Below are 15,049 nucleotides of genomic sequence, written 5' to 3' on the forward strand. Positions count from 1 at the left end.
CCAGGCATCAGACCAGGGCGTTGCGCTTGGCGAAGTCGATCAGGTCCACCAAGCTGTGCGCATTCAACTTGAGCAAGAGACGTGTCTTGTACGTACTGACGGTCTTGTTGCTGATGAACATCTGCTCCGCGATGTCCTTGTTCGTGAAGCCATTGGCCAGATATTGCAGAACAGACATTTCGCGGTCGGACAGCCGGCGTATGAGTTCAGCGTCATCCACCGCCCCCATGTTCTTCCGCGAGGGACGCACCGCGATGCTCGGGAAGTAGCTATACCCTGCCGCCACCGCATTTACCGCGTTGACCAGTTCACCCAGGCCACCTTGTTTGCAGACGAAGCCGGAGGCTCCGGCCTGCATGCAGCGCATGGCGAAGAGAGAGGCGTTCTGCCCGGTCAGCACGAGAATCTTCATCGACAATCCAAGCGCAGTCAGGCGACTGATGACCTCCAGACCATCAAGTTTGGGAATTCCGATATCCAGAACTACCAGTTCCGGCAACAACTCCCTGGCAACGGACAAGGCATCGACGCCATTGTCGGTCTCGCCGAGGATGGTATGTCCGTCCTTCTCCAGCAGTACGCGCATCGCCATGCGGATAACGGGATGATCATCGACAATCAGCACCTTGCTCATACTTACGTTCCTGCTCCGATTGTGGGGCTGGCGTAAGATATCGCCCTAGGATGGGCTGTCGAGATCAGGAACGGCGCATTTCCGCGCATTAAGTAGTTTCCTACAAATGCACTATCAAATTCCTACGCAACATACAGAATCCACTCTCAGAAGGCCTCTACAGCTCACTCAATGACTTCAATTGGTACCCAGGCTGCCCATTGCAAGCCGCGCTGAAAAGGTACTCATTGATAACGAATCAGCAGACATTCCAATCGGCCACCAGTCTCTCGAGAGATTACGTGCGGAATGTCCTACACCTTATGCATTTCCCCAGTAGAGAAGACTCGGACGATAAGAAGAGTTCCGGGAGGGGACAGTGCTCTTCAGGGCGCGCGGTTCATTGCCTGACAGCAACCCGCGCCAGAGACGCCGGGCCATGGAAAGCGCCCGGCGAGGTAAGATCAGGATGGCGAATGAATGGGCTGATCCGGGTACCAGGCATCCTGCAGCGGACTGACCGAGAATCCGCTCAATTCGGAACTCTTCGCCAGCCACCCCTCTACCGCACCGCGCTGCTCCTCGCTAACCGAGCCACGACGCGCCAGGCAGACAAAACCGAAATCCTCCACACCAGTGAAAGCCAGGCCATTGCCGGTGATCGCCTGTTGGAGGAACTGCCCCAGGAACGCCTGCTTCGCCGGTGCGTCCAACTCGTCGCGATACTGCAGGCTCAGCTCGAATCCAAGCTCCTGGAATTCATCGACACAGAGTTTCTTGCGCAAGCGACGTGAACGATTGCTGGCCATTTGACGGTTCTCCTCGGATCGAATGCTGCCCCGCGCACTCATTTGCGCTGCAGGGAATAAGAAAGGCACTTTAGCAACAACCCAGCGCCGCTCCCATGACATCCAGGAAAGAAAGCCCAGCGCATCCGGAAGCGGCTTACGGCATAATGCGCCAGCGCTTCCCTCGCCTCTTCGCGGAATCGCATTTTCAGCGTTTGTTTTTATCTTCACCCATTCAGTTCAATGCCCAGACCCGGGATTTCACCCTTGATCATGTTCAAATCCGTGCGTGTTCTTGCCCTCGCCGCTCTGCTGCCATTCGCCGTGCCGACCCTGGCCGCTCCGATCAACACCAGCCTGCCGCCGCGAGTCGAAAAAGCCCTCAAGGCCAGCAAGCTCGATAACAATTCCCTGTCCCTGGTGAAGATTCCGCTGGACGGACCGGGCGTTCCCACCTATTTCAATGCCGACGTCTCGGTGAATCCGGCTTCGACCATGAAGCTCTTCACCACCTACGCGGCACTTGAGCTACTCGGCCCGACGTACCAGTGGAAGACCGAGTTTCTCACCGACGGCAAACTCAGCGACGGTGTGCTCAACGGCAACCTCTACCTCAAGGGCGGCGGCGATCCGAAACTGAACCTGGAGAAGCTCTGGCTGATGATGCGCGACCTGCGCGCCAACGGCGTGCTCAAGGTCACCGGCGATCTGATCGTCGACAACAGCTACTTCGTCCAGCCGCAGCTGCCGGTGTTCAACGACGACGGCAACGACGACAACAAGCCGTTCCTGGTCGGCCCCGACGCGGCCATGGTCAACCTGAAGAGCGTGCGCCTGGTGGTCCGTGGCGAAAGCAACCAAGCGACTGTGACGATGGACCCACCGCTGGCCAACGTTCGCATCGAGAACACGATCAAGATCACCGCCCCGGCCAATTGCCCGGCCTGGCCGAAGCTGCGCTTCATCCCGGAAACGCGCCCGGACGGCACCGTACTCGCCGCCGGCGGCGAGATTCCGCGCGGTTGCAGCGCACAGACCTACATGTCGCTGCTCGACCACCCGGCCTTCACCGCCGGCGCCGTGCGAGGCATCTGGCAGGAGCTGGGCGGCAGCATTGCCGGTCGCGACCGCCAGGGCAGCGTGCCGAAGAACGCTACCGTTCTGTCCCGAGCCATGTCGCCGGACACCGTCGAGATCATTCGCGACATCAACAAGTACAGCAACAACACCATGGCGCGGCAGGTCTTCCTGAGCATTGGCGCGCAGAACCGCACCAGCGCCGACGGTGACGATGGCAAGGCAGCGCAACGCGTAATCCGCCAATGGCTGGCGCGTAAAGGCATCACCGCCACTCACCTGGTGATGGAGAACGGCTCCGGCCTGTCGCGTGACGAGCGGGTCAGTGCCCGCGAGATGGCCGCCATGCTGCAGGCGGCCTGGCATAGCCCCTACGCGGCGGAATACATCTCCTCGCTACCGATCGTTGGCGTCGACGGCACCATGCACAAGCGCCTGAAACACACGCCCATGACCGGCGAGGCCCACGTCAAGACCGGCACCCTCAACACGGTGCGCGCCCTGGCTGGCTTCAGCCGCGACGCCAAGGGCAATAACTGGGTGGTGGTGGCGATCCTCAACAGCAACCGTCCCTGGGGCGCTTCGTCGATCCTCGACCAGGTGCTGCTCGACCTCTACGCCTCTACCCGCGACCAATGACGGCCGCGGGTTTCGGGCGCATCAGCGGGCGCTGATGCGCCAGGCGCGGTGGATCTTCTGATTGCGCGCGAAGTCCTGGTCCAGGGTCTGCGCGCTGATGTCCTCGACCTGGTAACGGGCGACCAGCCCGGCATCCAGCTCGAACTTGCGGAAGTTGTTGGAGAAATACAGCACACCGCCCTTGGCCAGGCGAGTCATCGCCAGGTCTATCAGCTCGACATGATCGCGCTGCACGTCGAACACCCCCTCCATGCGTTTGGAGTTGGAGAAGGTCGGCGGGTCGATGAAGATCAGCTCGTACTCGCCCCGATCCTCACGCAGCCACTCCATCACATCGCTCTGCACCAGCTTCTGCTTGTCGGAGAAACCGTTCAGCGACAGATTGCGTCGCGCCCAGTCCAGATAAGTCTTCGACAGGTCGACGCTGGTGGTGCTACGCGCACCGCCCTTGGCCGCATGCACTGTAGCCGTCGCGGTGTAGCAGAACAGGTTGAGGAAACGCTTGCCCGCCGACTCGCGCTGGATGCGCAGGCGCATCGGGCGGTGATCGAGGAACAGGCCGGTATCGAGGTAATCAGTCAGGTTGACCAGCAACTTGACGCCACCCTCTTCCACTTCCATGAAGCGGCCTTCGGCATTCTGCCGCTCGTACTGCTTCTTGCCGGCCTGGCGCTCACGCCGCTTGATGACGATGCGCTCGCTGGGAATCGCCAGCGCCTGTGGCAGCGCCGCCAGCGCGTCGAGCAGGCGGGCCTGAGCCTTGGCCGGGTCTATGGACTTTGGCGCTGCGTATTCCTGCACGTGGGCCCAGTCGCGGTAGAGGTCGACGGCCAGTGCGTACTCGGGCATGTCGGCGTCATACAGGCGATAGCACTCGATCTTCTCGCGCTTGGCCCACTTGCCCAGTTGCTTGAGGTTCTTCTGCAGGCGATTGGCGAACATCTGGCCGCCTTCGCTCAGGCGCGCCTGCTCGATCACTGCGGTGCCCTGGGGCGCCGCCGGCTCGCTGCGTTCGCTCCGGTCGCCGGTCACGAACTGGCGCGGGTCGACGTCCAGCATGATCAGCTTGCAGGGCAAGGCGCCGTTGAAGAACGCGTACTGCTTGTGACTGCGGATGCCCATGCGCTTGCCCAGTTCCGGCGCGCCGGTGAACACCCCGGCACTCCAGCCCATGCAGCTCTGGCGCAGGCGTTCGCCCAGGTGCTGATAGAGATAGAGCAGGCTGGCTTCGTCGCCCAGGCGCTCGCCGTAGGGCGGGTTGCAGATGATCAGGCCCTTCTGGCCCTTGTCCGGGCGCGGCTCGAAGGTAGCCAGTTCGCCCTGGTAGATCTTCACCCACTCGCCCAGTCCGGCGCGCTCGATGTTGTTGCGTGCGGGCTGGATCAGTCGCGGATCGGCCTCGTAGCCGCGAATCCACAGCGGCGTGCGGGCCAGGCCGGCCGCGGCGCGCGCCTCGGCATCGCTCATCAGCTTGCGCCAGATCGCCGGGACATGGCCCAGCCAACGGTCGAAGCCCCAGCGCTCGCGCTTGAGGTTTGGCGCGACGTCCGCCGCCATCAGTCCGGCCTCGATCAGGAAGGTGCCGACACCGCACATAGGGTCGGACAATGCACCGCCTTCTGCAGCGATCTTCGGCCAACCGGCACGGATCAGGACAGCCGCGGCGAGGTTTTCCTTCAGCGGCGCGGCGCCCTGCTGCAGACGGTAACCGCGCTGGTGCAGGCTGTGCCCGGAGAGGTCGAGGGACAGCACCGCCTGGCCGCGATCCAGGTGCAGGTGGACGCGGATGTCCGGGTTGACCTTGTCTACCGTCGGCCGCTTGCCGAACTCGGCGCGCAGGTTGTCGACAATGGCATCTTTCACCTTGAGCGCGCCGAAGTGGGTGTTGTCGATACCCGAGCCCTTGCCGCTGAACTCCACGGCAAGGCTGCCGCCGGCATCCAGATGCTCCTTCCAGTCGACCGCGCGCACGCCGAAGTAGAGGTCCTCGGCATTCGCCACCGGGAAGCGCGAAAGCACCAGCAGCACCCGGTTGGCCAGGCGCGACCAGAGACACAGCCGGTAGGCCGTTTCCAGGTCGCCGCTGCCGCGCACGGCGGACACCTGCGCACGTGCGTCCTGCAGGCCCAGCGCCTGTGCCTCGTCGAGCAGCAGACCGTCGAGCCCCTTGGGACAGGTAAGGAAGAGTTCGTATTGTTCCGCCATAAGATTTCCCGAGCCGAAGCCCTTTTCAGCGGGACCGCCTGCGGCCCCTCGCATCCGTGGTCGCACCACGGACACCCTAAATACCAAAGCCTTCCACAACGCTGCGACCCAAGGCCGCAACACGAGGCCCATTCGTCGGGATGAGAGTTTCTCTCAACTACCGACATATTCATTTACCACTCCGAGCAAACCCGCAGCCTGGCAGGCCTGCCGTCCGGCGAACGGTTTTCAGGCCGGGAAAACTTATGGCCTGAACCCCAGAAGAGTTACGTCCTTATGACAAAACGGTTGTTCACAGTGCCTGACGCCTTGGTTTAGAACTCAGCTTAACCCGTCGCCGCAAAGGTGTCGGGCGGGGTCAGTCACGCCGGCAACAGACCCCATAGGCGGAAACCTTCCGCCTGGCCTCCCTGGGGGGCCAACGGGACATAACAGTCAACAAGTGAGGGCAACACCCTATGAGAAGACTTAAGCGTGATCCGTTGGAAAGAGCCTTTTTACGCGGTTATCAGTACGGCATCAGCGGCAAATCCCGCGACCTCTGTCCGTTTACCCATCCCACCACCCGTCAATCCTGGCTCAATGGCTGGCGAGAAGGGCGCGGTGACAACTGGGATGGCCTCACCGGCACTGCCGGTCTTCAACGTCTGAATCAAATTCAACACGCCGGCAGCTGACCAAGGATCACACCGATTTCCTCAAGGCCGTCCCATCCGGGCGGCAGGGCGAAAGCCCAAGGGCTCCGAAAGGAGCCCTTTTTATTTATTGGCCCGCGCGACGCGCCTCGGCAATGGCGTCCACTGCCTCGCGGATCAGCGCCGGCCCCTTGTAGATGAACCCCGAATAGATCTGCACCAGGCTCGCCCCCGCAGCGATCTTCTCTGCCGCGTGAGCGCCTTCGGTGATACCGCCGGCAGCGATGATCGGCAGGCGCCCGCCCAGCTCACCCGCCAGCACCTTGACCACGTGAGTGCTCTTCTCGCGCACCGGCGCGCCCGAAAGTCCGCCCGCTTCGTTGCCAAACGGCAGCGACTCAACGCCTTCGCGGCCAAGGGTGGTGTTGGTCGCGATAACCGCATCCATGCCCGCCTCCAGCAACGCCGCGGCGACCATCGCGGTTTCCTCGTCGGTCATGTCCGGCGCGATCTTGATTGCCAGCGGCACGCGGCGACCGTGCTGGCCGGTCAGGGCCTCCTGGCGCTGGCGCAGGGCATCGAGCAGCTGCTTCAGCGAATCGCCAAACTGCAGGCTGCGTAGCCCCGGGGTATTGGGCGAGCTGACGTTGACGGTGATGTAGCTGGCATGGGCGTAAACCTTGTCCAGGCAGATCAGGTAGTCGTCCACGGCGCGCTCGACCGGCGTATCGAAGTTCTTGCCGATATTGATGCCCAGAACGCCGCTGTACTTGGCCGCCTTCACCCGCTCGATCAGATGATCGACGCCGTGGTTGTTGAAACCCATGCGGTTGATGATCGCCGTGGCTTGCGGCAGGCGGAACAGACGCGGTTTGGGATTGCCCGGCTGCGGACGTGGCGTGACAGTGCCGATCTCGATGAAACCGAAGCCCAGTTGGCCGAATCCGTCGATGGCGTCGCCGTTCTTGTCCAGGCCGGCGGCCAGCCCGACCGGATTGGGGAAGCGCAGCCCCATGACCTCCACCGGCAAGCTGGCCGGCGCCTTGCACAGCAGGCTATTCAGGCCGAGGCGGCCGCCAGCGCCGATCAGGTCGATGGAAAGCTCGTGAGAGGTTTCCGGGGACAGTTTGAACAGCAGTTCGCGGGCCAGGCTATACATGGTCGGGCATCGGTCGGCAAAATGGGGCCGTAGTATAGCCGGCCAGCCTTGTTCGGCGCGAGGCGCCAGCACGCCACACGGCCGGCCAAGGAGCAGTTCCATCAGGGAGGAAGCAAAATTGTCGCGGTCCGCCAGCGCAACCCTCGCGGGTTTACCTATGCTTAGGGCTGTTTGCCAGGCACCAGGAACTTCAAGCCGCACATGAGCCAGAGCCGCAGTATGAGCCAGCGCCTCGCCGCCATAGCCCAACGTCTGGGGCTGGGCGCCGCCGATGCGCACAAGGTGCCGGAACGCACCAGGGCCCTGGCGCTTTGTTTCGAAGCTCCGCAACGCTCCGCCGGCGGAATCGGCTGGCAATCGGGAGCACCGCTCTATCGCCTGATCGACCTTCCACGCGGCGCACTCTCCGGTCCGGTGCAGGAGGACAAGGCGCGAGTCCATGCGGTCCTGAAGAAACTTGTTGGCCGCCGCAGCGAGAGCCTGCCCAGCCTGGACTTGCGACTGATCGATGGCCTCTGCGTGCGCGGTGTGCTTGCCGACAGCCAATTGCCGGACTTCGAAGCGCTCGCGGCCAGCGATGCCTGCAAGCGCGTACGGATCATCAGCTACAACGACTTCAGCCGGGTGCTCGGCCTGGCGTTGCCGGGCTACGAGCGCAAGAGCGAAACGCTTCGCCTGCGCCAGGCTGACTGGCATGGCGCGAGGCTGTTCTGGGAAGATGACAACCAAGCCTGTGAACTGGCCAGCGCCATCGTCTATGCGCGGCGACGCGGGCTGGAGATCACCCTGCCGGCGAAGATCGAACATTTCAGCCTGCTGCCGGATGCGCTGCGCGACCTCGACGAGCGCTTCCACATGCTCGCCATCCCCACCCAGGCGTGGAGCGACGCCGGCTTCATGGGCCTGCTGCTCGACACCGGTCTCCCCTACGCCCGCTTCGGCCTGTTCAACAGCGAGACTCCGGAAAGCCTGCTGCTACCCAAGGATCACCCGCAAGCCAGGATTTTCGGTGAAGGATTGCGCGAAATAGGCGCACCGGACATGGTCGCCTATCTGCGACAGCACGCTGCGGGTTAGGCCTCGTCTTCTTCGGACGCCTGCCCCTCTTCGTCCAGATGCGCCAGAACGTCGCGATGGCGCTCACGCCATTCCTCCAGGCTTATTTCGCTGTTCTGCAGCAGCTCGGGGTTCTGCTGCACGAGGTAGACGGCCGCGCGCTGTGCCGAATCGGCAATCTTCCAGTCCACCACTGGGGTGTCGAGCGGCCCCTCATAGGCGATCCAGCGGACGAACTGCGGATAGACGCTGCAGATCTTCTGGAAGTCCTCGTCATGCATGCGTTGCAGGCCGAGTTCGATGTTCTCGATGCTTTTCGCCTTCATCCCGACGGCTTCGGCCAGTTCCCGCCGACTCAGCCCCATCAGTTCACGCAGGCCACGCAGCCGCTGAGCGGGGGTAAAGAGGAAGTTTTTCATCATCTGTCATCCATGTCCGGCTAATCGATATCGCCAAAACCCTATGGATTAGGGCGTTTTTGCTAATCAAATCAACGTTTTGACGCGGATCTGAAAGCGGCGGACATGGTGCAGGATGCTACCGGCCGGGGGAAACTTCCTGATTTCCCAAGCTTAAGGAGGAAAAGGACTACATCCGCCTGGATGAGCCGCCCGGCCGTGAGCAGCGATGGATGTGGTAGCGGGCAGATCGGCCGATCAGTCTTCCTGCTCGGCGTTCTTCAGGCTTTCGTACGCAGGCTCGGCCGGAATGCCGATTTCCACGCACAGTTGCATGACCCGCTCCAGGTCGTTGCGGTAGACGAGCACCGCCTGAAGTTCGTCGTCCAGCGGCTCACTGAAGTCCAGCAGGACGTAGCCGCCCTTTTCCGGATAGAGCGCGCTCAGTTGTACCTGGATACGATTGAGCGCCGTCAGCGCATCGGCCTTTTGCAGCTGCTTGGGCTGCAGCACGAAGTTGACGCTCTTGTCGAACGAGGCGCGGATGTTCTCGAACAGTTCCATATAGCTGTCTGCCTGGAACAGCACGATGTCCGGCAGGCTGCCGACCACCACCCATTCGCCCAGCGGGATGGGGAAGCTGTCGTCGTAGTTGATGTCCGGATTGGCTGCCAGGAAAGCCTGCGGATCGGCGTAGGCCTGCGCTGCCTCGTCGGCGATCTGCCCGATTTCCTCCTCGCCCATGCAACCGGAGCTGATGAGGGTGAGAAGTTCGGCGAGTTGCTCTTTCATGGACGCGGTCCTGTTGCAGATGACGAGGGCGCGGAGCATAGCCGGATTCGCGGCGTTTTTCCGCTCAGAAACTTCTGTAGGAAATGACTGTCGGAATCGCTCGAACGATAACGACTATTGACCGGGATGATTTCTCAGGATGCGGCACCGCCTTTAGCCTTTCCACATCCCCGCTCCCACAGCCCCGGGTGAACCCATCATGCGCAAATCCGTTTACAGCCTGTTGCTGGCCGTGCCCGTACTTCTCATGGGATGTGCCGAACGCCCCGCCAGCAGCGAACCGCAGCACGTCTACAGCGAAGCCGAAGTCAAAGCCTTCGCGCTCAAGGCGCTCAGCGCCAGCGACATGAACAGCGACCTCTATGCTCGCTATCGCCGCGCGCTGACCGAGCAACATCACAGCGATGGCGCCGGCAGCTGACGCACGAACCTCGCTTTCCGGCCTGACCACCAGGCCGTCAGACCAGCCCGTCAGGCTTGGTCTTGCGCCGGAGCCGTTGCGTGAGGCCTTAACGCCCCAGCCTCCTCGGTACCGCCAGACTTTTCCCTCTCGTTAAAAAAAGGCCCCGCTACAAGCGGGGCCAGTGGTTCATGCTCGGTTCAGCCTGCAGGCATCAGGAATTACCTGCGCCGTGCTGGCTGCTCTGGGCAAGATCGAGCAGCTCGCGATTGGCGACCGCGTACATGGCGTAGTCGGTACCGGTCGAGGCGCGAAGTTCGACCAGCATGGCGCGCCAGCGCTCGACCAGCGGTCGATGCTGCGCAATCCACAGGTCCACCCGCTCAGCCATGTCCGCCGGGCCGTCCTGCATCTGCAGGACCGACACGGTGATCGCCCGCTGCTGCCAGTCCAGATCGTCGCGGAAAGCCTCGCGGGCCAGCGCCTGCCAGTTGTTCTCCACCGGCAGGTTGCTGATCTGCTGCAGGTACCAGGTCAGCTCCAGCTCGCTGCCGATGGCGAAGTAGGCGCGCGCCACGTCGGCCGGGTCGCGGCCGGTGACGTCCGCCGCCTCGATGATCGGCAGCAGGGTGTAGAGATGGCTGGTGCCAGCGACCATGCGTGCCAGAAGCTCCGGCACGCCGGCATCGACATAGGCCTGATAGCGGGCCTGCCACAGCTCGCGGGTCGGCCCTTCGAGCAACTCGTCGAGCTTGAGCCCCAGGGCAGCGATCCGCGGGCCAAAGTGAGCGACGTCGCGAGCCGCGTCCTGCTCGTTGCGGCGGCTGCGCAGGAACCAGCGGGTGGCGCGGCGGCCCAGGCGCATCAGTTCATCCATCAGGGTCAGCTGGACTTCGGCCGGCACCTGGTAGTCGAGTTGTTCGATCTGGCGGAACCAGTGCGGCAGGTGGAACACGTCGCGGACGATCACATAGGCGCCGGCGACGTTCGCCGGGGTCATGCCGGTGGACTCCTTCAGGCGCTGCACGAAGGTGATGCCCATGTGGTTGATCAGGTCGTTGGCGATCTGGGTGCTGACGATCTCGCGTTTCAGGCGGTGCTTGCGCATGGCCTGGCCGAACTTGTCGACCAGGGTCTGCGGGAAGGCAGTCTCCATGTCGCGGGTGAGGTAATCGTCGTCCGGTACTAGCGAACCCAGCAGCTGTTCCTTCAGGTCGATCTTGCTCCAGGAGATCAGCACGGAAAGCTCCGCACGGGTCAGCCCCTGTCCGGCGGCGATACGCTCGGCCAGGGCCTCGTCGGTAGGCAGGAACTCCAGCGCGCGGTCGAGCTTGCCGCGGCCTTCCAGGTCGTTCATCAGCCGTTTGTACTCGGCGATGCGCTCGCGGGCGCGGCGCTCGGCCAGGGACAGCGCCTGGGTCTGCTTGTAGTTGTTGCCCAGCACAAGGTCGCCGACCTGCTCGGTCATCTCGGCGAGCAGGCTGTTGCGCTGCTTGCCGGTCATGTCGCCGGCGGCCACCACTTCGTTGAGCAGGATCTTGATGTTGACCTCATGGTCGGAGCAGTCCACACCACCGGCGTTGTCGATGAAGTCGGTGTTGCAGGCGCCGCCGTTCAAGCCGAACTCGACACGGCCGAGCTGGGTGATGCCCAGGTTGCCGCCCTCGCCCACTACCTTCACGCGCAGCTCGCGACCGTCCACGCGCAGGGCGTCGTTGGCCTTGTCACCGACATCGGCGTGGCTTTCCTTGCTCGACTTCACGTAGGTGCCGATGCCGCCGTTCCACAGCAGGTCGACTGGCGCCTTGAGCAGTGCGTTGATCAGCTCGGTGGGAGTCAGGCGTTCGGCCTGGATGTCGAAGCGCTCGCGCACTTCCGGGCTCAGCGTGATGCTCTTGGCGCTGCGCGGGAAGATGCCGCCGCCGGCGGAGATCAGCTTGGCGTCATAGTCCGACCAGGCCGAGCGCGGCAGGTTGAACAGGCGCTGGCGCTCGGCGAAGCTGGCTGCCGGGTCCGGGTTCGGGTCGAGGAAGATGTGCAGGTGGTTGAAGGCTGCCACCAGTTGCAGCTTGTCGGACATCAGCAGGCCGTTGCCGAACACGTCGCCGGCCATGTCGCCAATGCCGATGACGGTGATGCTGTCTTTCTGCACGTCGATGCCGCGCTCGCGGAAGTGCCGCTGCACCGATACCCAGCCGCCACGGGCAGTGATGCCCATGCCCTTGTGGTCGTAGCCGGCCGAACCACCGGAGGCGAAGGCGTCGCCCAGCCAGAAGTTGTATTCGGCGGAGATGCCGTTGGCGATGTCGGAGAAGGTCGCGGTGCCCTTGTCCGCCGCCACCACCAGGTAGGGATCGTCCGGATCGTGGCGTACCACGTTGGCCGGCGGGACGATCTGGCCTTCCTTGATGTTGTCGGTGACGTCCAGCAGGCCGGAAATGAAGATGCGGTAGCAGGCGATCGCCTCGTTCTGGATCTCATCGCGACTGCCACCCAGCGGCAGCCGGCGCGGGATGAAGCCGCCCTTGGCGCCCGTGGGCACGATCACTGCGTTCTTCACCTGCTGCGCCTTCACCAGGCCCAGCACTTCGGTGCGGTAGTCTTCCTCGCGGTCGGACCAGCGCAGGCCGCCACGGGCCACGTCGCCGAAGCGCAGGTGCACGCCTTCCACCCGCGGGCAGTAGACGAAGATTTCGAACTTCGGCGTCGGCCGGGGGATTTCCGGAATGGCCTTGGGATTGAACTTGAAGCTGAAGTAGCTCTTGTTCTGCCCGGCTGCATCCGGCTGGTAGAAGTTGGTACGCAGGGTCGCCTTGATCAGGTCCAGGTAGCGCCGCAGGATGCGGTCTTCGTTGAGCACCTGGACGTTGTCCAGCGCCGCGAGGATCGCTTGTTCCAGCTTCTGCTGCTTGTCTTCGAGGTCCTCGGTGGTGAGCTTGCGCGCCAGGTAGAAGCGGGTCTTGAACAGGCGCACCAGTTCGCGGGCGATGTCCACGTGGGCGTTCAGGGCGCTGGCGATGTAGCCGAGGTCGAAGCCCAGGCGGATCTGCTTGAGGTAGCGGGCGTAGGCACGCAGCAGCGCTACGTCGCGCCACGGCAGGCCGGCGGTCAGTACCAGGCGGTTGAACGCATCGTTCTCGGCGTCGCCGTTGACGATGTGGACGAAGGCATCCTGCAGGGTCTCGTTGAGCTCCTGGATGTTCACGTCCAGGCCTTCGGCGTAGGTGAAGGCGAAGTCGTGGATCCAGTACTCGCGGCCATTGGCATGGCGCAGGTGATAGGGGAACTCGCCGAGCACGCGCAGGCCGAGGTTCTCCAGGATCGGCAGGACGTCGGACAGCGCCAGCGGAGCGTCGGCGTGGTAGAGCTTGCAGTGCAGCTGCTGTTCGCTCTGCGCCAGCGGCTGGTAGAAGCTCATCACCAGCGGACGGCTATCCGACAGGCTGAGCAGGTGCTGCAGGTCGACCACCGCGAAATGCGCGGCGAAGCGCTCGCGGTAACCAGCCGGGAAGCCTTTCGGGAAGTCCTCGAGGATGTTGGTGCCCTGGCCTTCGCCGAAGTTCTCCACCACCAGCGCGGCGTAGTCGTCCTGCCAGGAACGGCAGGCCTGGATGGCTTCCTCTTCGAGCCGCTTGGGATCGAGGTCGATGCGGGTCTTCGGGTCGACGCGCAGGATGAACTGCACGCGGGCCAAGGTCGACTCGGAGAAGAAGGTCCAGAACTCCGCGTCGCTGGCCTTCAGGCGGTCGCGCAGGACCTGCTCGATCTTGATCCGCGTCTCGGTGGAATAGATGTCGCGCGGCACGTAAGCCAGGCAGTAGCAGAAGCGGCCGTACGGGTCCTTGCGCAGGAACAGGCGAATCTTGTTGCGTTCCTGGATCTGCACGATGGACATGGCGGTGCTGAACAGTTCATCCACCGGTGTCTGGAACAGGTCGTCGCGCGGCAGCACTTCGAGCACCTGGGCCAGTTCCTTGCCGAGGTGGCCGTTGGCGTCGAAGCCGGAACGACGCTCGACTTCGGCGACCTTGCCACGGATCGACGGGATCTGGCTGACGCTTTCGTTGTACACCGATGAGGTGAACAGGCCCATGAAGCGGAACTCGCGCAGGACCTTGCCCTTGGCGTCGATCTCGCGGATCGACACGTAGTCCGGGTAGGCCGGGCGATGCACGCGACTGGGGTGCGAGGCCTTGGCGAAGGACAGCAGCAGCGGCTCGCGCAGGTAGGCCACCGCGTAGTCCTCGATGTGTAGTTCTTCCTTGCTCAGGCCCGCACGCTGCAGCTTGGTCACGCCGAGTAAGGACTTCTCGTCGTAGACGACGTAGCCGCCGTCCTCGTCTTCCTCGACGGTGAATTCTTCATAGCCGAGGAAGGTGAAATGGTTGTCCAGCAGCCATTCGAGGAAGGCGCGGACTTCGGCGGTTTCTTCGGCGCGCGCCTTGGACTTCGACTTGCCGAGCCAGGCCAGGACTTCCTGGGCCTTGCCGCGCATGGCGGGGAAGTCGGCGACCGCCAGGCGCACTTCGCTGAGCACTTCCAGCAGCGACTTCTCCAGGGTGCGCAGCTCGCCGACGTGGGAGGCACGGTCGATCTCCAGGTACATCAGCGACTCATGGAGCACGTCCTTGCCGGAGGTGCCCTTGGGCAGCAGCTCCTGCAGCTCGCCCTTGGCGTTGCGGCGCACGCTGACCACGGTGGTCTGCAGGTTGTGGATGCTATAGCCGCGGCGGTTCAGTTCCATGCGCACCGAGTCGACCAGGAACGGCTGGTCCGGGTGCAGCACCTGCACGGCGGTGTGGGTGGACTGCCAGCCATGCTTTTCGTAATCGGGGTTGTATACCTGCACTTCCGGCGCGGCGGCGTCGAAGCGCTCCAGCAGGCGCCAGGAAGACAGGGTGCAACCGACCAGGTCGGACAACCGGCGCTGGGTCAATTCGTCGAGGGAGATGAGACCGAAGAACTGTTCAGCGAACAGGGCTACTTGTGGCAGCACCTTGTCGCTGACGTGCTGAGCCAGGGCCGATTGCAGTTGCTGCTGGAAATCGGCTTTGCTGGCCGCGGTGAAGAACGCCATGGTTGTACTCCGCTTGGCTCGTTTTGTTGGCTTTCAGCGTAGATCGCTTATTCGCACTAGGGAGGTCACAGGACAGTTGGGCAGTGTGACGCCAGCAGACGACCGCGACCGGCCGGTCAGCGTGGCCCGTCGAGCTTAACGAGGTCGATGGCGGAAGGGCTTATCGGGGTGCGACATATTCGTTCAACGCCATGCAGGTGAGTGGAACTA

The 15,049-nt window shown here is 63.2% G+C and carries 11 protein-coding genes; 4 read left to right on the forward strand and 7 right to left on the reverse strand.

Annotated elements, in window-relative coordinates:
• Positions 1 to 7: 7 nt before the first annotated feature.
• Complete coding sequence (locus tag PKB_RS18855) at positions 8 to 634, reverse strand: response regulator transcription factor (protein WP_043253520.1); 627 nt, start codon at positions 632 to 634, stop codon at positions 8 to 10.
• 443 nt (positions 635 to 1,077) lie between these two features.
• The gene (locus tag PKB_RS18860) at positions 1,078 to 1,422 is read right to left on the reverse strand and encodes a YggL 50S ribosome-binding family protein (protein WP_043253521.1); all 345 of its coding nucleotides are present in this window, start codon (positions 1,420 to 1,422) and stop codon (positions 1,078 to 1,080) included.
• A gap of 252 nt (positions 1,423 to 1,674) precedes the next feature.
• Between PKB_RS18860 and dacB the strand changes: the two genes are divergently transcribed.
• Positions 1,675 to 3,117 (forward strand): D-alanyl-D-alanine carboxypeptidase/D-alanyl-D-alanine endopeptidase, encoded by a 1,443-nt coding sequence (gene dacB, locus PKB_RS18865; RefSeq protein WP_043257496.1) that lies wholly within the window; start codon positions 1,675 to 1,677, stop codon positions 3,115 to 3,117.
• A 21-nt stretch (positions 3,118 to 3,138) separates the two neighbouring features.
• Here dacB and rlmKL read toward each other — a convergent pair whose 3' ends face one another.
• Entirely contained in the window at positions 3,139 to 5,322 is a 2,184-nt protein-coding gene (gene rlmKL, locus PKB_RS18870) for a bifunctional 23S rRNA (guanine(2069)-N(7))-methyltransferase RlmK/23S rRNA (guanine(2445)-N(2))-methyltransferase RlmL (RefSeq protein WP_043253522.1), read from the reverse strand.
• A 458-nt stretch (positions 5,323 to 5,780) separates the two neighbouring features.
• Here rlmKL and rmf point away from each other — a divergent pair, with 458 nt between their 5' ends.
• Positions 5,781 to 5,999 carry a ribosome modulation factor gene (gene rmf, locus PKB_RS29245; RefSeq protein ID WP_084166675.1) on the forward strand — a complete coding sequence of 73 codons (219 nt, stop codon included), beginning with the start codon at positions 5,781 to 5,783 and terminating at the stop codon, positions 5,997 to 5,999.
• Between the two features lie 85 nt (positions 6,000 to 6,084).
• Here the strand turns inward: rmf and PKB_RS18875 are convergent, their stop codons facing one another.
• Positions 6,085 to 7,116 (reverse strand): quinone-dependent dihydroorotate dehydrogenase, encoded by a 1,032-nt coding sequence (locus PKB_RS18875; protein ID WP_043253523.1) that lies wholly within the window; start codon positions 7,114 to 7,116, stop codon positions 6,085 to 6,087.
• A 219-nt stretch (positions 7,117 to 7,335) separates the two neighbouring features.
• Between PKB_RS18875 and PKB_RS18880 the strand changes: the two genes are divergently transcribed.
• Positions 7,336 to 8,193: a DUF6685 family protein gene (locus tag PKB_RS18880; RefSeq protein ID WP_084166809.1), complete on the forward strand. Its 858-nt coding sequence runs from the start codon at positions 7,336 to 7,338 to the stop codon at positions 8,191 to 8,193.
• On the opposite strand, the gene PKB_RS18885 is transcribed toward PKB_RS18880, so the two are convergent.
• Positions 8,190 to 8,594 carry a helix-turn-helix domain-containing protein gene (locus PKB_RS18885; protein ID WP_084166676.1) on the reverse strand — a complete coding sequence of 135 codons (405 nt, stop codon included), beginning with the start codon at positions 8,592 to 8,594 and terminating at the stop codon, positions 8,190 to 8,192. The genes PKB_RS18880 and PKB_RS18885 overlap by 4 nt on opposite strands.
• Before the next feature lie 234 nt (positions 8,595 to 8,828).
• The gene (locus PKB_RS18890; RefSeq protein WP_043253525.1) at positions 8,829 to 9,362 is read right to left on the reverse strand and encodes a hypothetical protein; all 534 of its coding nucleotides are present in this window, start codon (positions 9,360 to 9,362) and stop codon (positions 8,829 to 8,831) included.
• A gap of 199 nt (positions 9,363 to 9,561) precedes the next feature.
• Between PKB_RS18890 and PKB_RS18895 the strand changes: the two genes are divergently transcribed.
• Positions 9,562 to 9,783 carry a hypothetical protein gene (locus PKB_RS18895; RefSeq protein ID WP_043253526.1) on the forward strand — a complete coding sequence of 74 codons (222 nt, stop codon included), beginning with the start codon at positions 9,562 to 9,564 and terminating at the stop codon, positions 9,781 to 9,783.
• 193 nt (positions 9,784 to 9,976) lie between these two features.
• Here PKB_RS18895 and PKB_RS18900 read toward each other — a convergent pair whose 3' ends face one another.
• On the reverse strand, positions 9,977 to 14,839 hold the full coding sequence (locus tag PKB_RS18900) for an NAD-glutamate dehydrogenase (protein WP_043253527.1): 4,863 nt from the start codon (positions 14,837 to 14,839) through the stop codon (positions 9,977 to 9,979).
• Between the last annotated feature and the right edge of the window lie 210 nt (positions 14,840 to 15,049).

This window comes from Pseudomonas knackmussii B13, from assembly GCF_000689415.1.
Classification (GTDB): domain Bacteria; phylum Pseudomonadota; class Gammaproteobacteria; order Pseudomonadales; family Pseudomonadaceae; genus Pseudomonas; species Pseudomonas knackmussii.